This window comes from Polaromonas naphthalenivorans CJ2, assembly GCF_000015505.1.
Lineage (GTDB): Bacteria > Pseudomonadota > Gammaproteobacteria > Burkholderiales > Burkholderiaceae_C > Polaromonas > Polaromonas naphthalenivorans.
Genome location: NC_008781.1, coordinates 3,823,282 through 3,841,452, shown reverse-complemented (window position 1 = coordinate 3,841,452; position 18,171 = coordinate 3,823,282). Strand labels below are relative to the sequence as shown.

General features: G+C 65.4%; 13 protein-coding genes. 7 read left to right on the top strand and 6 right to left on the bottom strand.

What is annotated here, in order from left to right; translation table 11 throughout:
* Window positions 1-40 precede the first annotated feature (40 nt).
* From PNAP_RS18020 to PNAP_RS18000, 5 genes are all read right to left on the bottom strand, one after another.
* A complete protein-coding gene (locus PNAP_RS18020) occupies window positions 41-1,117 on the bottom strand; it encodes a branched-chain amino acid ABC transporter permease (RefSeq protein WP_011802976.1) in 1,077 nt (358 codons plus the stop codon).
* A 26-nt stretch (window positions 1,118-1,143) separates the two neighbouring features.
* Complete coding sequence (locus PNAP_RS18015) at window positions 1,144-2,073, bottom strand: branched-chain amino acid ABC transporter permease (protein WP_011802975.1); 930 nt, start codon at window positions 2,071-2,073, stop codon at window positions 1,144-1,146.
* 137 nt (window positions 2,074-2,210) lie between these two features.
* On the bottom strand, window positions 2,211-2,996 hold the full coding sequence (locus PNAP_RS18010) for an ABC transporter ATP-binding protein (RefSeq protein WP_011802974.1): 786 nt from the start codon (window positions 2,994-2,996) through the stop codon (window positions 2,211-2,213).
* A gap of 10 nt (window positions 2,997-3,006) precedes the next feature.
* Window positions 3,007-4,953, bottom strand: coding sequence for an AMP-binding protein (locus PNAP_RS18005; RefSeq protein WP_011802973.1), 1,947 nt, complete (start codon window positions 4,951-4,953; stop codon window positions 3,007-3,009).
* 148 nt (window positions 4,954-5,101) lie between these two features.
* Complete coding sequence (locus PNAP_RS18000; RefSeq protein WP_011802972.1) at window positions 5,102-6,289, bottom strand: ABC transporter substrate-binding protein; 1,188 nt, start codon at window positions 6,287-6,289, stop codon at window positions 5,102-5,104.
* 137 nt (window positions 6,290-6,426) lie between these two features.
* Between PNAP_RS18000 and PNAP_RS17995 the strand changes: the two genes are divergently transcribed.
* The 7 genes from PNAP_RS17995 (at window position 6,427) to kdpE (ending at window position 15,466) form a co-directional block, all read left to right on the top strand.
* Window positions 6,427-7,134, top strand: a complete 708-nt coding sequence (locus PNAP_RS17995) for a Crp/Fnr family transcriptional regulator (RefSeq protein ID WP_011802971.1) — start codon at window positions 6,427-6,429, stop codon at window positions 7,132-7,134.
* A gap of 291 nt (window positions 7,135-7,425) precedes the next feature.
* Complete coding sequence (kdpF, locus tag PNAP_RS17990; RefSeq protein ID WP_041376797.1) at window positions 7,426-7,524, top strand: K(+)-transporting ATPase subunit F; 99 nt, start codon at window positions 7,426-7,428, stop codon at window positions 7,522-7,524.
* A complete protein-coding gene (gene kdpA / locus PNAP_RS17985; RefSeq protein WP_011802970.1) occupies window positions 7,524-9,323 on the top strand; it encodes a potassium-transporting ATPase subunit KdpA in 1,800 nt (599 codons plus the stop codon). The genes kdpF and kdpA overlap by 1 nt, the downstream gene beginning before the upstream one ends.
* 19 nt (window positions 9,324-9,342) lie before the next feature.
* Entirely contained in the window at window positions 9,343-11,421 is a 2,079-nt protein-coding gene (kdpB, locus tag PNAP_RS17980) for a potassium-transporting ATPase subunit KdpB (RefSeq protein ID WP_011802969.1), read from the top strand.
* A gap of 19 nt (window positions 11,422-11,440) precedes the next feature.
* Window positions 11,441-12,031, top strand: a complete 591-nt coding sequence (gene kdpC, locus PNAP_RS17975; RefSeq protein WP_011802968.1) for a potassium-transporting ATPase subunit KdpC — start codon at window positions 11,441-11,443, stop codon at window positions 12,029-12,031.
* An 18-nt stretch (window positions 12,032-12,049) separates the two neighbouring features.
* Complete coding sequence (locus PNAP_RS17970) at window positions 12,050-14,749, top strand: DUF4118 domain-containing protein (RefSeq protein ID WP_011802967.1); 2,700 nt, start codon at window positions 12,050-12,052, stop codon at window positions 14,747-14,749.
* A gap of 9 nt (window positions 14,750-14,758) precedes the next feature.
* A complete protein-coding gene (gene kdpE, locus PNAP_RS17965; RefSeq protein ID WP_011802966.1) occupies window positions 14,759-15,466 on the top strand; it encodes a two-component system response regulator KdpE in 708 nt (235 codons plus the stop codon).
* A 103-nt stretch (window positions 15,467-15,569) separates the two neighbouring features.
* Here the strand turns inward: kdpE and PNAP_RS17960 are convergent, their stop codons facing one another.
* Window positions 15,570-18,092, bottom strand: a complete 2,523-nt coding sequence (locus PNAP_RS17960; RefSeq protein WP_232290718.1) for a TonB-dependent receptor — start codon at window positions 18,090-18,092, stop codon at window positions 15,570-15,572.
* Between the last annotated feature and the right edge of the window lie 79 nt (window positions 18,093-18,171).

Genomic DNA, 18,171 nt, shown 5'->3' with positions numbered 1-18,171 from the left:
GGTTTTTCAGTCAACCGACCGCTCAATGCGATCAGCGCGATCAATGCGGGAAGGGCCAGAGGCGCAGTTTCTGCTTGGCCATGGACCACAGCCGGGCCAGGCCATGCGGCTCGACGATCAGGAACCAGACGATCAGGCCGCCAAAAATCATCAGCTCGGCATGCGACACGCCGGCGGTCGAAATCTCGATGCCGAACAGGCTCATGAAGGCCGGCAGGAAACGGTTCAGCGCAATCGGCAGCACGACGATGAAGGCCGCGCCAAAGAAGCCGCCCATGATCGAGCCCAGCCCGCCGATGATCACCATGAACAGCAGGCGAAACGAAATCTCGACCGAGAACGCCGCCGGCTCCCACGAACCCAGGTGCACGAAGGCCCAGAGCGCGCCAGCCATGCCGATGATGAAGGAGCTGACCGCAAAGGCGCTGAGCTTGGCGTACATGGGCCGGATGCCGATCACGGCGGCGGCCACGTCCATGTCGCGAATCGCCATCCACTCGCGGCCAATCGCGCCGCGCACCAGGTTCTTGGCCAGCAAGGCCACGATGACCAAAACCGCCAGGCAGAACAGGTACTTGGACACCGGGCTCTGAATCGGCAGGCCGAACACCTGCAGTTGGGTGACCGACACCGAACCCGAGGCCGAGTCGTTGGTCAGCCACTTGATGCGCAAAAACATCCAGTCGCTGAAGAACTGCGCCGCCAGCGTGGCCACGGCCAGGTACAGGCCCTTGACGCGCAAACTGGGCAGGCCGAACAAAATGCCGAAGGACATGGCGCACAGCCCGCCCAGGATCAAGGTAGGAATCAAGGGCATGCCCGGAATCCGCACGAAGAAGTTGTAGGCGCCGTAGGCCCCGACCGCCATGAAGGCGCCCGAGCCGAGCGAAATCTGGCCGCAGTAGCCGACCAGGATGTTGACCCCGATGGCCGCCAGCGACATGATGACCAGCGGAATCAAAATCGAGGCGTAGAGGTAGTCGCTGGCCATCAGCGGCACGGCGATGAAGGCAAAGGCCAGCATCAGGCCAATGGCCACGCGATCCTGCGTGATCGGGAAGATCTGCTGGTCAGCCCGGTAGGTCGTCTTGAACTGGCCGTTTTCGCGGTAGAGCATGGTGGTTTCCTTATTCTTCTTATGGCTTAAACGCGGTCGATGATCTTTTCACCGAACAGGCCTTGCGGGCGGAACAGCAAAAACACCAGCGCCAGCACATAGGCGAACCAGATTTCGATGCCGCCGCCGACGTAAGGGCCGAGGTAAACCTCGGACAGCTTTTCGCCGACGCCGATGATCAGCCCGCCCAGAATCGCGCCGGGAACCGAGGTCAGCCCGCCCAGAATCACCACCGGCAGCGCCCGCAGCGCAATCGTCGTCAGCGAGAATTGCACGCCCAGCTTGGAGCCCCAGATCATTCCCGAGACCAGCGCCACGACGCCGGCCACGCACCAGACGATGACCCAGATGCGGTTCAGCGGAATGCCGATCGACTGCGCCGCCTGGTGGTCGTCGGCGACGGCGCGCAGGGCGCGGCCGGTGGTGGTTTTCTGGAAGAAGATGCTCAGCAAGATGACCAGGCTGGCGGCGATGGCGGCGGCAATCACGTCTTCCTTGTTGACCAGGATGCCGCCCGGAAACACCGTGTCCAGCATGAAGATCGGGTCTTTGGGCATGCCGATGTCGATCTTGTAGATGTCGCTGCCAAACAGCGTCTGGCCCAGGCCTTCGAGGAAATAGGCAATCCCCAGCGTGGCCATCAAGAGCGTCGCGCCTTCCTGGTTGACGAGGTGGCGCAGCACCAGGCGCTCGATCAGCCAGGCGACGACGAACATCAGCACGGCGGCAATCGCAAAGGCGATCAGGTTGGCGATGAAGAGGTTGTCAATGCCGGTCCACTTCGGAATCCACTCCGAAAACCGCGCCATCGCCAGCGCCGCGAACAGCACCATTGCGCCCTGCGCAAAGTTGAACACGCCCGACGCCTTGTAGATCAGCACGAAGCCGAGCGCCACCAGCGAATACAGCATGCCGGCCATCAGGCCGCCAATCAAGGTTTCCAGGAAAAAAGCCATGAAATCAAACTCCTAAAGAAAGCGTGGAGGCAACATCCCACCAGCAGGGGCCGCGGGACTGGCTTTGCCAGACCGCAGGCGCAGTGGCCCCCTCGGGGGGCAGCGCAGCACACGAAGTGGCAAGCGTGGGGGCCATATCAGTGGCTGGTGCCGAGGTAGGCGCTGATCACGTCTTCGTTGTTGCGGACCTCTTCGGGCTCGCCGTCACCGATCTTCTTGCCGTAGTCGAGCACCACCACGCGGTCGGAGATGTCCATCACCACGCCCATGTCGTGCTCGATCAGCACGATGGTGGTGCCGAATTCCTCGTTCACGTCGAGGATGAAGCGGCACATGTCCTGCTTTTCCTCGACGTTCATGCCGGCCATCGGTTCGTCGAGCAGCAGCACCTGCGGCTCCATGGCCAGCGCCCGGCCCAGATCGACGCGCTTTTGCAGGCCGTAGGGCAGCTGGCCGACCGGCGTCTTGCGAAAGGCCTGGATTTCGAGGAAATCGATGATGCCTTCGACAAACTCGCGGTGCCGGATTTCCTCGCGCTCGGCCGGGCCGATGCGCAGCGCCTGCATGAAGATATTGCTTTTGATCTTCAGGTTGCGCCCGGTCATGATGTTGTCGATCACGCTCATGCCCTTGAACAGCGCCAGGTTCTGGAAAGTCCGGGCCACGCCCATCTCGGCCACCTGGCGCGAGGACATGTGCGAGAACTTCTTGCCGCGAAAGGTGATCGAGCCTTCCTGCGGCGTATAGACGCCGTTGATGCAGTTGAGCATCGAGCTTTTGCCGGCGCCGTTGGGGCCGATGATGGAGCGGATTTCATGCTCCTTCACATTGAAGGAAATATCGGTCAGCGCCTTGACGCCGCCAAAGCGCAGGCTGATGTTGTTGACGTCCAGGATGACGTCGCCGGTCTTCTTTTTTGTCATGGTTTTTTGTTCAAGCAGCGGCCTTGACCGGGGAAAAGGTTTTGGCGTCCGACAGCTTGAGCGTGGCGCTGACGCTGCCGGTGCGGCCGTCCTCGAACTTGACGACGGTCTCGATGTACTGCTCGGTCTTGCCGGCATACAGCGCCTCGACCAGCACGCCGTACTTGTCGGCGATAAAGCCGCGCCGCACCTTGTTGGTCCGCGTCAGTTCGCCATCGTCGGCATCGAGTTCCTTGTGCAGGATCAGGAAGCGGCTGACCTGGCTGCCGGCCAGCAGCAGGTCGCTGGCCAGGTCGGCATTGACCTTCTCGACGCATTCCTTCATGAGCTGATAGACCTCGGGCTTTTGCGCCAGGTCGGTGTAGCCGGCGTAGGGCAGGTTGCGCCGCTCGGCCCAGTTGCCCACGGCATCGAAGTCGATGTTGATCATCACGCAGACGCGCTCGCGCCCGTCGCCCAGCGCCACGACTTCCTTGATGAAGGGGAAGAACTTGAGCTTGTTCTCGACATACTTGGGCGCGAACATGGCGCCGTCGTTTGGCCCGCCCTTGATGCGGCCCACGTCCTTCACGCGGTCGATGATCTTCAGGTGGCCGTGTACGTCCAGGAAGCCGGCGTCGCTGGTGTGGTACCAGCCGTCGGCGGTCAGCACCTCGGCCGTGGCCGTCGGGTTTTTGTAGTATTCCTTGAGCAGCCCGGCCGACTTGACCATGATTTCGCCGTTGCCGGCGACCTTGATTTGCACGCCGCGAATCGGCACGCCCACGGTGTCGGCGCGCGCCTGGTTGTCGGGCTGCAGGCAGACGAACACGGCGGTCTCGGTCGAGCCGTAGAGCTGCTTGAGGTTGATGCCGATCGAGCGGTAAAACGTGAACAGGTCCGGGCCAATCGCCTCGCCGGCGGTATAGGCCACGCGCACCCGGCTGAAGCCCAGGTTGTTGCGCAGCGGGCCGTACACGAGCAGGTTGCCGAGAGCGTATTTGATGCGGTCCAGCGCGCCGACCGGCTCGCCGTTCATGAGCGCCGGGCCGACGCGCCGGGCGACGTTCATGCAGGCTTCGAACATCTTGCGCTTGAGCGTGCCGGCGTCTTCCATGCGGATCATCACGCTGGTCAGCAGGCCTTCAAAAATGCGCGGCGGCGCAAAGTAGTAGGTCGGGCCGATTTCCTTCAGGTCAATCGTCACGGTGCCGGCCGACTCGGGGCAGTTGACCACATAGCCGCAGGCCAGCCACTGGGCGTAGCTGAAGATGTTCTGGCCGATCCAGGCCGGCGGCAGGTAGGCCAGCACTTCCTCGGCGGAGGTCAGCTTGTCGAATTCGGCGCCAGCCGTGGCGCGGTCGAGCAGCGTGCTGTGGGTATGCACCACGCCCTTGGGATTGCCGGTGGTGCCGGAGGTGAAGAACATCGCCGCCACGTCGTTCGGCTGGACCTTGGCGACTTCAGCGGCAAACCACTGCGGGTTTTTGGCGACAAAGGCTTGGCCCGACTCGATCAGCGCATCGAGCGAATCAAGGCCGGGCTCGCTGTACTTGCGCAGGCCGCGCGGGTCGTCGTAGTAGATGTTGGAGATTTGCGGGCAACGGTCGCGGATCTCGACCAGCTTGTCCACCTGCTCCTGGTCCTCGACCATGGCAAAGCGCACTTCGGCGTTGTTCAGCGGAAAGACGCATTCGGCGCCGACCGCGTCCTGGTACAGCGGCACCGGAATCGCGCCCAGCGACTGCACCGCCAGCATGGTCGCATACAGGCGCGGGCGGTTGGCGCCAATCACCACCATGTGCTCGCCGCGCCGCAGGCCCGCCTGGTTCAGCCCTGCGGCCAGCTGCGCGACCAGTCCGGCCAGGGCTGACCAGCTGTGCGCCTGCCAGATGCCGTATTCTTTCTCGCGCATGGCCGCTGCCGCAGGGCGCTCGGCGGCATGCTTGAGCAGCAATTGGGGGAATGTGGTCTGCATCCGGTACTTGTCTCCAGGTTGGGCCGCTTTTTTTCAGGAAAGCGGCTGGGTGGTGACGAATGGTAGGGCTGCATTTGACGCCAGGATGTCGTTGTAACGACAATTTAGGGGAAAGTCCTAGTCGGGTGTCCCCGGGGGTCAGGCTGATTTATCGGATCAGGCGCCCGTCGCGCGAAACCATGTTGAGTTCCACGAAGCGCGAGGCACTTTTTGCGGAGTCGGTAAAGCTCACTTCAAAGCCGCCGAGGTCATAACGCTTCATGGCCCAGGTGCTGTCGATAAAGCCGCTGCGCGTGGGATTGCGTCCGGCCCGGCGCAGTGCTTCGGCAAACACCTTCGCATTGACATAGCCTTCGAACGCCAGGTGTGAAGCCTCCAGCGTCGCGCCGCCGGCCTTCCAGGCCTGCTGGAATTCACGCGCCAGCGGCAGCCCGTTGTTGGCCGGCAAAGGCATGACCTGCGACACGGTGATGCCGGTGGCGTCAGCGCCCATGGCCTTGAGGGTGGCTGCCGCGCCCATGACCGACAGGGCGTAGAGCTGCAGTCCCTTGCGCTGCTGGCGGATGGCCTTGACAAATTCGACCGTGGGCTTGCCCGCCAGGCCCATGATCACCGCTTCGGGCTGGGAAGCGGCAATCTTGGTGGCTGCGGCGGCCGCATCCGACGAGTTGTTTTCAACCGTGGCCGTGGCCGTTTCCGTGAGTTTGTGGATGGCGATGAACTGCTTGGCCGCGTTGGCGACATCCTGGCCGAAGGCGTTGTTCTGGTACACGATGGCGATGCGCTTGATGCCGATGGTGGCCAGATGCTGCACCAGGTGCTCGGTTTCGTCGGCATAGCTGGCGCGGATATTGAACACGCTGCGCACGTTCTTGGGGTGCGCCAGCAAGGCGCCGGTCAGGGGTGCGAAAAACGGAATGCCCGACTCGATCACCTGGGGCAGCATGGCCTCGACCATGGGGGTTCCGAAGCAGTTGAAAATTGCAAAGCAGTTGCGGTCCTCGATAAACCCCTTCACATTGGCCAGTGAGCGCGCCACCTCGTAGCCATCGTCGGCAACGGTCAATTCAATCGGACGGCCGTTGACGCCGCCTTTGGCGTTGAGCGCCGAAAAATAGGTTTTGGCGCCCTGGTGCAAAGGCCCGCCAAGGTCGGCAAGCGGCCCGGTCAGCGCGGTGGACTGGCAGATTTTCAGCGGGCCGGTGTCTTGGGCGCGAAGCGGTGCGTGAATCGCCAGTGGCAGTGCCGCAAGGGCGCCCAGAACCCCCCGCCTTGACAGTGTTCCAGGGGTGGTGTGGCCGGAAACATCAGGCAGGGAAGGCGTGCAATGAGTCATGTTTTGTCTCGAATGAAGTGGGAAAAAAATAGTTTTGCCGATGTTATGCTTTGAATTGACATTCAATTGTCAGCCAGACGACAATTAAAACGCTTAACTTGCGGCCCCCGCAGCGTTAGGACATTTTTTCCTGATCCATGTCAACAGACCTGACCCTTCACCAGCGCCGCAGGCTGCCCACCACCGACGAGTTGAACAGCATTCCGTGGCTGGCCCTGCTGCGCCCGGAAGAACGGGCGCGCGCCGTGGAAAGTTTGCTGGTCGGCGATGCGGCGGCGGGCGACTATGTATGCCGTGTCGGCAAGCCGGTGACCTACTGGTTCGGCGTGATCGAGGGGCTGCTCAAGATGAGCGCCGACAATGCCCAGGGCGTGACCATGACCTTTGCCGGTTTGCCGCCCGGAGGCTGGTTTGGCGAAGGCACGACGCTCAAGCGCGAGCCCTACCGCTACAACATCCAGGCGCTGCGCAAAAGCGTGGTGGCCGGCCTGCCGATTGAAAGCTTTCACTGGCTGCTCGACCATTCCATCGGCTTCAACCGCTTCGTGATGAACCAGCTCAACGAGCGGCTGGGCCAGTTCATTTCCGCGCGCGAGATCGACCGCATGAACAACCCAGACCTGCGCGTGTCGCGCAGCCTGGCGGCGCTGTTCAATCCGGTGCTCTACCCGGGCGTGGGCGATATCCTGCGCATCACGCAGCAGGAGCTGGCCTACCTGGTCGGCTTGTCGCGCCAGCGCGTCAACGAGTCGCTGCGAACGCTGGAGGCGCAGGGCACGATCCGCGTCGAATACGGCGGCCTGCGGGTGCTGGACATCGCGGCGCTGCGCTGCAGTACGTTTTAAGAAGAAAAATGCCGTTTGCGCATGCTGTTCTTTCTTGTATAGCTATTAAATAAATAGCAGTTCATGAATTGAAGGCAAAAACGTCCAAGGACGTTTTTACGCTTTCTTTATACGGCACCGGCGTTCTTCTACCCCGTTTTTACATCCAAAAAGCTAACCTTCCTTCATCGTTTTACGTGGGAGAAGGTTGATGGATATGGTCTATGTCGCAGGGCTGGCCCTGCTGTGGGGCCTGATGGCGCTGCTGGTGCTGGGCTTCAAAAAACTCGACAAGCCGCAGGGAGGCCGCTCATGATCGGCCTTGAAATGCTGTACGGCTTTGGCGGCATCTGCGCTGTCCTGCTGCTCGCCTACCTGGTGTATGCGCTGATCTGCGCCGAGGAGTTCTGATGACTGCTTCATCATGGGAACTTCTGGCCTTGTACCTCGGCGCGCTGCTGCTGGCGGCCTGGCCGCTGGGCATCTGGCTGGCGCGCATCAGTTCGGGCCGGCTGCCGGGCTGGATGCAGCGGGTTGAAGCGCCACTCTTGCGCCTGGCGGGCACCTCCGCCGACCAGGCGATGAACTGGTGGCAGTACGCGCTGGCCTTGCTGGCCTTCAATGCCCTGGGCCTGCTGGCGGTTTACGCGCTGCAGCGCCTGCAGGCCGTGCTGCCGCTCAATCCGGCGGGCATGGCGGCCATTTCGCCCGACTCGGCCTTCAACACCGCCATCAGCTTTGTCAGCAATACCAACTGGCAAGGCTATGGCGGCGAAGCCAGCATGAGCTACCTGACGCAGATGCTGGCGCTGGCGGTGCAGAACTTTCTGTCTGCGGCCACCGGCATCGCCGTGGTGTTCGCGCTGTTTCGCGGATTTGCCGCGCGCGCCACCGGGGCCATCGGCAACTTCTGGGTCGATGTGACGCGCATCACCGCCTGGCTGCTGCTGCCGCTGTCGCTGGTGTTCGCGCTGTTCCTGGCGGGCAATGGCGTGATCCAGAATTTCGACGCCTACAAGGACGTGGCCACGCTGGAGGCCACCAGCTACCAGCAGCCCAAAACCGGCCTTGACGGCCAGCCGCTGAAAGACGCGCAAGGCGCTGCCGTGATGGAAAACGTCAGGACCGATAAACAGACGCTGGCCATGGGTCCGGTGGCCTCGCAGGAAGCCATCAAGATGCTGGGCACCAACGGCGGCGGTTTCTTCAACGCCAACTCGGCCCACCCTTACGAGAACCCGAACGCGCTGACCAATTTCTTCCAGATGCTGGCGATTTTCCTGATCCCGGCGGCGCTGTGCTTCGCCTTTGGCCGCGAAGTCGGCGACCTGCGCCAGGGCTGGGCCGTGCTGGCGGCGATGACGGTGATGTTCGTCATCGCCGTGGTCGCCATCACGCCGGCCGAGCAGGCGGGCAATCCGCTGTTGACGCCCTTGGGCGTTGACCAGGCCGCCAGCGCGCTGCAGGCGGGCGGCAACATGGAAGGCAAGGAAACGCGCTTCGGCATCAACGCCTCCAGCCTGTTCGCCGTCATCACCACCGCCGCCTCGTGCGGCGCGGTGATTGCCATGCACGACTCCTTCACGCCGTTGGGCGGCATGGTGCCGATGGTCATGATGCAACTGGGCGAAGTGGTGTTCGGCGGCACCGGAACGGGCCTGTATGGCATGCTGATTTTTGCCATCCTGGCGGTGTTCATCTCGGGCCTGATGATTGGCCGCACGCCCGAATACCTGGGCAAGAAGATCGAGTCGCACGAGATGAAGCTGACCTCGATTGCCATCCTGGTCACGCCGATCCTGGTGCTGGCCGGCACCGCCGTCGCCGTGCTGGCGGGCGCGGGCAGGGCGGGCGTGGCCAATCCCGGTGCGCACGGATTCTCGGAAATCCTGTATGCCTTGAGTTCGGCGGGCAACAACAACGGTAGCGCCTTTGCCGGCCTGTCGGCCAACACGCCGTTCTACAACACTTTGCTGGGGCTGGCGATGTGGCTGGGCCGCTTCGGCGTGATCGTGCCGGTGCTGGCGATTGCCGGCAGCCTGGCCGCCAAGAAGCGCCTGCCGGTCACGCCGGGAACCATGCCGACGCACGGCCCGCTGTTCGTGCTGCTGCTGATCGGCACGGTGCTGCTGGTGGGCCTGCTCAATTACGTGCCGGCGCTGGCGCTCGGCCCGGTGGTCGAGCACCTGATGCTGTGGCCCGCTCACTGAACCGCAAGGCATAACCATCATGACAACCAAGAAAAAACCTTTTGTCCTGTTTGATGCGGCGCTGCTCAAGCCCGCGATTGCGGCATCCTTCAGCAAGCTCAGCCCGCGCGTTCAATGGCGCAACCCGGTGATGTTCGTCGTCTATATCGGCAGCATTTTGACGACTTTGCTCGGCCTGCAGGCCTTGCAGGCGCCCGGCGAAGCGCCGGCCGGATTCATCTTTGCCGTGGCCCTGTGGCTGTGGTTCACCGTGCTGTTCGCCAACTTCGCCGAAGCGCTGGCCGAAGGCCGCAGCAAGGCGCAGGCCGCGTCGCTGCGCAGCCTCAAAAAGAGCACCTGGGCCAAGAAGCTGAAGGAGCCTGTACACGGCGCAACCTGGCTGCCGGAAGAGGCTGAAAACCTGCGCAAGGGCGATGTGGTGTTGATCGAGGCCGGCGACATGGTGCCGCTCGACGGCGAGGTCATCGAAGGCGTGGCCTCGGTCGATGAAAGCGCCATCACCGGCGAATCGGCGCCCGTGGTGCGCGAGTCGGGCGGCGACTTCTCATCGGTCACCGGCGGCACGCGGGTCTTGTCCGACTGGCTGGTGGTGCGCATCTCGGTCAACCCGGGCGAGTCCTTCCTGGACCGCATGATCAGCATGGTCGAGGGCGCCAAGCGCGCCAAGACGCCGAACGAAATCGCGCTGACGATCCTGCTGGTGGCGCTGACCATCGTGTTTTTGATCGTCACGGTGACCCTGCTGCCGTTTTCAATCTTCAGCGTGGCGGCGTCCGGCTCGGGCTCGGTGGTCAGCATCACCGCCCTGATTGCCTTGCTGGTCTGCCTGATTCCGACCACCATCGGCGGGCTGCTGTCGGCGGTCGGCGTTGCGGGCATGAGCCGCATGATGCAGGCCAATGTGATCGCCACCTCGGGCCGGGCGGTCGAAGCGGCCGGCGACGTGGATGTGCTGCTGTTAGATAAGACCGGCACCATCACCCACGGCAACCGCCAGGCGTCAAGCTTCTTGCCGGCGCCGGGCGTGACGGAAGTCCAGCTTGCCGTCTGCGCCATGCAGGCGTCGATGGCCGACGAGACGCCCGAGGGCCGCAGCATCGTCACGCTGGCCCAGCGCGCGGGCGCCGCCGAGCCGCTGGTAGGCAGCATGGCCGAAGTCCCGTTCACGGCGCAGACCCGCATGAGCGGCATGGACGTGCAACAGCCCGGCGGCGGTACGCGCCAGCTGCGCAAGGGCGCGGTCGATGCCATCCGCCGGCATGTCGAGGCGCTGGGCGGCAGCGTGCCCGCAGAAGTCACGCGCGCCTCCGATGAAGTCTCGCGCCGGGGCAGCACGCCGCTGGCCGTCAGCGATGGCGCGCAGGTTCTCGGCGTGGTCGAACTCAAGGACATCGTCAAGGCCGGCATCAAGGAGCGCTTTGGCGAGTTGCGCCGCATGGGCATCAAGACCGTGATGATCACCGGCGACAACCGGCTGACGGCGGCAGCCATCGCGGCCGAAGCCGGCGTCGATGACTTCCTGGCCGAGGCCACGCCCGAGGACAAGCTCAGGCTGATCCGCCAGTACCAGGCCGAGGGCCGGCTGGTGGCCATGACCGGCGACGGCACCAACGACGCCCCGGCGCTGGCGCAGGCCGACGTGGCGGTCGCCATGAACAGCGGCACGCAGGCCGCCAAGGAAGCCGGCAACATGGTCGATCTGGATTCGAACCCGACCAAGCTGCTGGAGATCGTCGAGACTGGCAAGGCGCTGCTGATGACGCGCGGCTCGCTCACCACGTTCTCGATTGCCAACGACGTGGCCAAGTACTTCGCCATCATTCCGGCGATTTTCGTCACCACCTACCCGCAGCTGGCCGCGCTCAACGTGATGCGTCTCGGCAGCCCGTCATCGGCGATTTTGTCGGCGGTGATCTTCAATGCGCTGATCATCATGTTTTTGATCCCGCTGGCGCTCAAGGGCGTGAAGTACCGCGCCGTGGGCGCGGCCGCGCTGCTGCGGCGCAATCTGCTGATCTACGGGCTGGGCGGGCTGGTCGTGCCCTTCATCGGCATCAAGGCGATTGACCTGCTGCTGGTCGCCTTGCGTTTAGCCTGAGTTTCCAAAGGAATCCATCATGAAAAACATACTTCGCCCCGCACTGGTCCTGTTCTTTGTCCTCACGCTGCTGACCGGCGTGGCCTATCCGCTGGCCGTGACCGGCGCGGCGCAGCTGCTGTTTCCGGCGCAGGCCGCTGGCAGCCTGATCCTGCGTGATGGCAAGCCGGTCGGCTCCAGCCTGATTGGCCAGAACTTTACCGACCCGGGCCATTTCTGGGGCCGGCCTTCGGCCACCGGCCCCATGCCCTACAACGCCTCGGCGTCCGGCGGCTCCAACCTGGGGCCGCTGAACCCGGCGCTGCTGGACGCGGTCAAGGGCCGCATCGACGCCTTGCGCGCCGCCGATCCGGGCAACGCCGCCGCCGTTCCGGTCGATCTGGTGACCGCCTCGGCCAGCGGACTGGACCCGCACATCAGCCCTGCCGCTGCCAGCTACCAGGCTGCGCGCGTGGCCCGGGTGCGCGGGCTTCCTCTGGAGAAGGTGCGGCAACTGGTCGCGCAGGAAACCGAAACGCCCTGGCTCGGCCTGCTGGGCGAGGCGCGCGTGCATGTGCTCAAACTGAACCTGGCGCTCGATGCCCTGAAGCCCGTCAATGCGCCCGGCTGATTGCAGTACCCTGAAGCCATGAACCTACCCGCCGGCCAGCGCCCCGACCCCGACGAGCTGCTGCAACGGCTGCAGCAGCAGGAAGCGCAGCGTGCGCGCGGCAGGCTGCGCATCTATTTCGGCGCCAGCGCGGGCGTCGGCAAGACCTACGCCATGCTCGGCGCCGCCCAGCGCGAGCGCAAGGACGGCCGTGACATCGTCGTCGGGGTGATCGAAACCCACGGCCGCAGCGAAACCGCCGAACTGCTGGCCGGGCTGGAGCAGTTGCCGCTGCGCGAGGTCGCCTACCGGGGCCGAACGCTCAGGGAGTTTGACCTGGACGCCGCGCTGGCGCGCAAGCCGGCCGTGCTGCTGGTCGATGAGCTGGCGCACAGCAACGTGGAAGGCTCGCGCCACCCCAAGCGCTGGCAGGACGTGCAGGAACTGCTGGACGCCGGCATCGATGTCTGGTCGGCCATCAACGTGCAGCACCTGGAAAGCCTGAACGGCACGGTGGGCGCCATCACCGGCATCCGTGTCAACGAGACCGTACCCGACACCGTGCTGGACGCCGCCGACGAGATCATCCTGGTCGATGTCACGCCCGACGAACTGACGGCGCGCCTGAAGGCCGGCAAGGTTTATCTGCCGCAGCAGGCCGAGCGCGCGGCGCAGAACTTTTTCCGCAAGGGCAACCTGATCGCGCTGCGCGAGATTGCCCTGCGCCGCACCGCCGAGCATGTCGAGGACGATGTGCGCAGCTACCGGGTCGAGAAATCGATTTCCCCGGTGTGGAACACCGAAGGCGCGCTGCTGGCCTGCATCGGCCCGCATGAAGGCGCCGAGCAGACCGTGCGCACGGCGGCGCGGCTGGCCGGCCAGCTCAATGTGCGCTGGCATGCGGCGTATGTCGAAACCCCGCGCCTGCAGCGGCTCAAGGAGGCCGAGCGCGACCGGATTCTGGCCGTCATCAAGCTGGCCGGCGAGCTGGGCGCGACTACCGCCGTGCTGGCCGCCAGCGATGCGGCCGCCGAGCTGGTGGCGCAGGCGCAGGCGCTCAACTGCGCCACGCTGGTGGTCGGGCGGCCCGCGCTGCCGGACTGGCGAACGCTGTGGAGCGGGCGCAGCATGACGCGCCGGCTGGCCCGGCTGGCGCCCACGCTGGACATCGTGGAAGTGGCTGATGCCCGCAGCAGCCGGCGCCTGGCCCCGGCCGTGCCGCGCAGCGACGACGACGCGGCCAGCGCCTGGCATGGCAGCCTGCCGCGCTATGCCTGGGCGGTGGCCAGCAGCGTGGCCATCACGCTGCTGGCCACGCCGCTGCTCAATGTGTTCGACCTGGCCAACATCGTCATGCTGTTCCTGCTCGGCACGGTGCTGGTGGCGCTGAAGCTGGGGCGCGGCCCGGCGGCGCTGGCGGCGTTTCTCAATGTCGCCGCGTTCGACTATTTTTTCGTCGCGCCGCGCCTGTCGCTGGCGGTCAGCGACGTGCAGTATCTGGTGACGTTCGCCGTCATGCTGGTGGTCGGGTTGCTGACCGGCCAGTTGACGGCGGGCCTGCGCTTTCAGGCGCGCATCTCAAGCAGCCGCGAGCGCCGCGCGCAGTCGCTGTTCGAGTTGACGCGCGATTTGTCGGCGGCCCTGATGCCCTCGCAGGTGGCCGAGCTGGGCGAGGCCGCCGTGCAGCGCGACTTCGGCGGGCAGGCGCTGGTGCTGACCACCGATGCCCGCGACCAGCTGGTGCTGCCGGTGCATGCGCCGCCGGGCTTTGACGCCAGCGTGGCCGACTGGGCGTTTCGCCATGCGCAGGCCGCCGGCCTGGCCACATCGACGCTGTCCGCGCAGACCTGGCATTACGTGCCGCTGAAGGCGACCATGCGGGTGCGCGGGGTACTCGCGCTGCAGCCCGCCAGGCCGCGCTGGCTGTTGATTCCCGAGCAACTGCAGCAGCTCGACACGCTGGCGCGGCAAATCGCCATCGCGCTGGAGCGCGTGCATTACGTGGACATTGCCCAGCAGGCAGTGGTCGAGATGGAGTCGGAGCGGCTGCGCAACACGCTGCTGGCGGCTCTTTCGCACGATGTGCGCACGCCGCTGACGGCGCTGATCGGGCTGGCCGAGTCGCTGCAGCGCTCGCAGCCGCCGCTGGAGCCGCAGCAGGCCGGCATGGCGCAGGCGATGGCGCAGCAGGCGCGCCAGCTCAATGCGCTGGTGAGCAACCTGCTCGACATGGCGCGCCTGCAGAACGGCGCGGTCAGCCTGCACCGCGACTGGCAGTCGGTCGAGGAGGTGGCCGGTTCGGCGATTCGCGCCGCCCAGCCCGCGCTCAACGGCCGGACGGTGCGCACCGACATCGCGCCGGACTTGCCGCTGGTCGAGTTTGACGCCGCGCTGATGGAGCGCGTGCTGGTCAACCTGCTGGAAAACGCCGCCAAGTACGGCGCGCCGCCGTTTGAAATCCATGCGCGCGCGGCGCCCGACAGCCTGGTCTTGAGCGTGCGCGACCACGGGCCGGGGCTGCCACCCGCGCTGCGCGGCCGCGAGGCCGAACTGTTCGAGAAATTCACCCGGGGCCAAGCTGAGTCCGCCACGCCGGGCGTCGGGCTGGGGCTGGCGATTTGCAAGGCCATCGTCGATGCGCATCGCGGAAAGATCGTGGCCGGCAATGCCCAAGGCGGCGGCGCGCAGTTCACCATCACGCTGCCGCGCGGTTCGCCGCCCGAGCCGGCGCCGGAATAAACTCGGCCGATGGTCACTCCCGTTGTTGTCATCATCGAAGACGAGCCGCAGATCCGCCGTTTTGTCCGCAGTGCGCTGGAAGCCGAGGGCTGGCAGGTGTTCGAGGCCGGCACGGCCAGGCAAGGCTTGACCGAAGCCGGCACGCGCAAGCCCGACCTGCTGGTGCTTGACCTGGGCTTGCCCGACGGCGACGGGCTGGATGTGATCCGCGACGTGCGCGGCTGGTCAGGCGTTCCCATCATCGTGCTGTCGGCGCGCAGCGGCGAAGCCGACAAGATTGCCGCGCTCGACGCCGGCGCCGACGACTACCTGACCAAGCCCTTCGGCGTCGGCGAACTGCTGGCCCGCGTGCGCGCCAACCTGCGCCGGCCGCGCGCCGCCGCCACCGACGGTACTCCGGCGGAAGAGGCTGACCCGGTGTTTCGCTTCGGCGCGGTCGAGGTGGACCGGCGGGCGCGGCTGGTGCGCCGCGCTGGCGCGGAAGTCCACCTGACGCCCATCGAATACCGCCTGCTCAGCGTGCTGATCGCCAACGCCGGCCGGGTGCTGACGCACCGCCAGCTGCTGCGCGAGGTGTGGGGGCCGTCGCATGCCGGGCAAAGCCACTACCTGCGCATCTACATGGGCCACCTGCGGCAAAAGCTGGAACCTGACCCGGCCCAGCCGCAGCACCTGCTGACCGAAACCGCCGTGGGCTACCGGCTGGTCGTGACCTGAGCCAGCAGGCACCTAAAATTCAATCAAAAAAAGCCACTTGCGCACGTCCAGCATGCGCTGGCAGCTATGAATTCAGGAGTAATCTATTCGCCAGCTCTTCCGTTCAGCTGAACACATAGCGCAGTCCGAACCAGATGCGCCGGGGCGCGCCGGGCGCGTAGAAGGTGGACTGGCGCAGCGCGTAGCCGTCGGCGTTCGAGCCGCCCAGCGGCCGGGCGACGAAATTGCCATTGGCGTCAAAACCCGTGGCGCCGAGCTGCGCGGCGGTGCTGTATTGCGTGTCGAACACGTTGTCGAGCTGCGCCGTCAATTGCAATTTCGGCGTCATGCGGTAGCCGGCGCCCAGGTTGAACACCGCGTAGCCGGCGCTGCGGCCCGAACCCAGGTAATACGTGCCGTCGGCCTGGTGGCCGCCGTTCTCGTTGCCGCGCGCCAGCGCGCCCGAGACGGCCACCATGCTGCCGTTGAGCGTGAAGGCCGGCGTCACCGCGTAGTCGGCGAACAGCTTGAGCATCTGGCGCGGAATCAGCGGAATGCGGTCGCCAGGCTTGATCTGGATGCTGCCCTCCTGCCCTGGCGAGCCGGCGCTGGCCGCGTCGTTGCTGCTGTTGCCGCTGCCGTTGACGGTCTCGGCGCTCTGGTAGGTGGCGTCGAGGAAGGTATATTGCGCGCCCACATTGAGACGGCCGACCTGGCGGCTCAGGCCCAGCTCCAGCCCCTGGCGGCGCGTCTGGCCGAAATTCTTGAAGTAGCCGTAGCCCGACTGGTTGTCGGCGACGAACAGGATGTCGTCGCGGTTTTCAGCGCGGAACACGCCCGCATTCCATTGCACGCCGCCCGGCGCCGTGCCGCGCAGGCCGGCTTCGATGGTGCGCGTGACGACCTGCTTGAGCGGCGGGTCGCCGGCCATGGCATTGGGCAGCTTGCAGGGCTGCTCGGGGTTGGCGCAGCCCAGCTCGATGGACGTGGGCGCGCGGCTGCTTTCGCTGTAGCCGGCGTAGGCGTTGAGCGTCTTGGTCGGGCTGTAGCTCAGGCCCACGGCCGGATTGAAGCGCGAAAAGCGGTGGTCGCCGCTGAGCGAGGCGCTGTCGCCGTCGGCGTGGAGCTGGTCGCGGTTCTTGACCGAGGTGGCGTTGTAGCGCCCCGAGAGCGTCAGGTGCAAATTGTCCTGCAGCGCCAGCGTGTCGCTGGCGAACACGCTCCAGGTCCGGGTGCGGCTTTTCAGATCGACCCGCGTGTCGTAGGGCTCGCCGTCCACGTCGCCGCCGGTCACGCCGTCGCCGAAGGCGTTGACGCCGGTGATGCTGCGGTCCGGGTTCAGGTAGCCCAGCTCCGACGACTGGCGGAACTTGACCCGGCTGGCATCAATGCCCGCGCCCGCCACGAACTGGTTGCGCTTGCCGGCCAGGTCGCCCAGCCAGGTCATCTGGCCCGAGAGGCCGTAGTTCTGCTGCTCCGTCCGTGTGCGGTTGATCAGGCCGTTGCATTTTTCGGCCGGCTCGTCGTTCAACAGCGCCTGGCCGATGCAGCGCCACTTGGGAAACGGCGTGTTCGCGGCATTCGCGCCGCTGGCGGGAAAGCCGCTGTAGCCGGCCGCTGTCAGCGCGGCGCGTTCGGCCGCGCTGGGCTGATAGACCGACTGGTCGAGCGAGTCCTCGTTGATGTCGCCGTTGTAGGTCGAGGTCTTAAGGTCGCGGTAATACGCATTGCCCGAGAACAGCAGGTTGTCATTGACCGTGTGCGTGCCCGCCAGATTGAGCAGCGTCGAGCGGTTTTTCGTAATGTCGGGCTTGGTATAGACGCTGCTGCGGCTGGCCGCGAGCAGGCCTTGCTCCTGCAGGCCGTTGCCATTGAGCTGGTTGTCGGCGTGGGCCAGCGTCAGCTTGAGGTCGGTGCCGCCGCTCTTCCAGCCGAGCTTGCCGAACAGCTGGCGCACGTCGGACGGCGAGTCGTCGCGCCAGCCGTTTTCCTTGAACACGTTGGCGTTCACATACCAGTCCAGCCCCTTGTCGTTGAAGCCGCCGTGCTCGAATTCGACCGCGCGGCGCGCGTTGCTGCCCAGCGTGGTCTGCAGCGCGGTGCCCGGATTGTTGCGCCCGTCCTTGGTCTGCACCGACAGCGCGCCGCCCAGCGTGTTCAGCCCGAACAGCGGGTTCGAGCCGGGCATGAGCGTCATCGACGCAATCGCGCCGCGCGGAATCAAGTCCCAGCTCACCACGTCGCCAAAGGGCTGGTTCATGCGCACGCCGTCCATATAGACCGACAGGCCTTGCGGCGTGCCCAGCAGCGGCGAGGCGGTGTAGCCCCGGTAGTTCACGTCGAGCTGGAAGGGGTTGCCCTGCGTCTCGTTGACATGCACGCTGCCCAGGCGGCGGTTCATGAACTCGCCGAGTTCGAGCGCGCCGCTGGCCGTGATGTCGCGGCTGGTGGCGCTTTGCACCGGCGCGGCCAGTTCATTGAGCGGCTGGCCGATGCCGGGCAGCGGCGTGGAGCCGATGACCTCGACGGTGGCGAGCGATTTTTCCTGCTGCGCCTGGGCGTTGAAGGCAAAGGCCGACGCGAGCGCCAGCACGAGGGCCGTGCGCGGACGGCATGGCCGTGCGGGGTGAAAAACTGAGGGGTTCACAAAAGTCTCCTGAATGTTTTTTAAAGGGCGTTGCCTGCCCGTGGATGCGGCCGGGCTGCTCAAGCGCGCCAACTGTAAA

Excerpts from the sequence above, each read along its gene's own strand:
- PNAP_RS18005 (WP_011802973.1), bottom strand. The coding sequence starts at position 4,953 with ATGCAGACCACATTCCCCCAATTGCTGCTCAAGCATGCCGCCGAGCGC.
- PNAP_RS17995 (WP_011802971.1), top strand. The coding sequence starts at position 6,427 with ATGTCAACAGACCTGACCCTTCACCAGCGCCGCAGGCTGCCCACCACC.
- kdpF (WP_041376797.1), top strand. The coding sequence starts at position 7,426 with ATGATCGGCCTTGAAATGCTGTACGGCTTTGGCGGCATCTGCGCTGTC.
- PNAP_RS18000 (WP_011802972.1), bottom strand. The coding sequence starts at position 6,289 with ATGACTCATTGCACGCCTTCCCTGCCTGATGTTTCCGGCCACACCACC.
- PNAP_RS18010 (WP_011802974.1), bottom strand. The coding sequence starts at position 2,996 with ATGACAAAAAAGAAGACCGGCGACGTCATCCTGGACGTCAACAACATC.
- PNAP_RS18020 (WP_011802976.1), bottom strand. The coding sequence starts at position 1,117 with ATGCTCTACCGCGAAAACGGCCAGTTCAAGACGACCTACCGGGCTGAC.
- PNAP_RS17970 (WP_011802967.1), top strand. The coding sequence starts at position 12,050 with ATGAACCTACCCGCCGGCCAGCGCCCCGACCCCGACGAGCTGCTGCAA.
- kdpB (WP_011802969.1), top strand. The coding sequence starts at position 9,343 with ATGACAACCAAGAAAAAACCTTTTGTCCTGTTTGATGCGGCGCTGCTC.
- kdpA (WP_011802970.1), top strand. The coding sequence starts at position 7,524 with ATGACTGCTTCATCATGGGAACTTCTGGCCTTGTACCTCGGCGCGCTG.
- kdpE (WP_011802966.1), top strand. The coding sequence starts at position 14,759 with ATGGTCACTCCCGTTGTTGTCATCATCGAAGACGAGCCGCAGATCCGC.
- kdpC (WP_011802968.1), top strand. The coding sequence starts at position 11,441 with ATGAAAAACATACTTCGCCCCGCACTGGTCCTGTTCTTTGTCCTCACG.
- PNAP_RS18015 (WP_011802975.1), bottom strand. The coding sequence starts at position 2,073 with ATGGCTTTTTTCCTGGAAACCTTGATTGGCGGCCTGATGGCCGGCATG.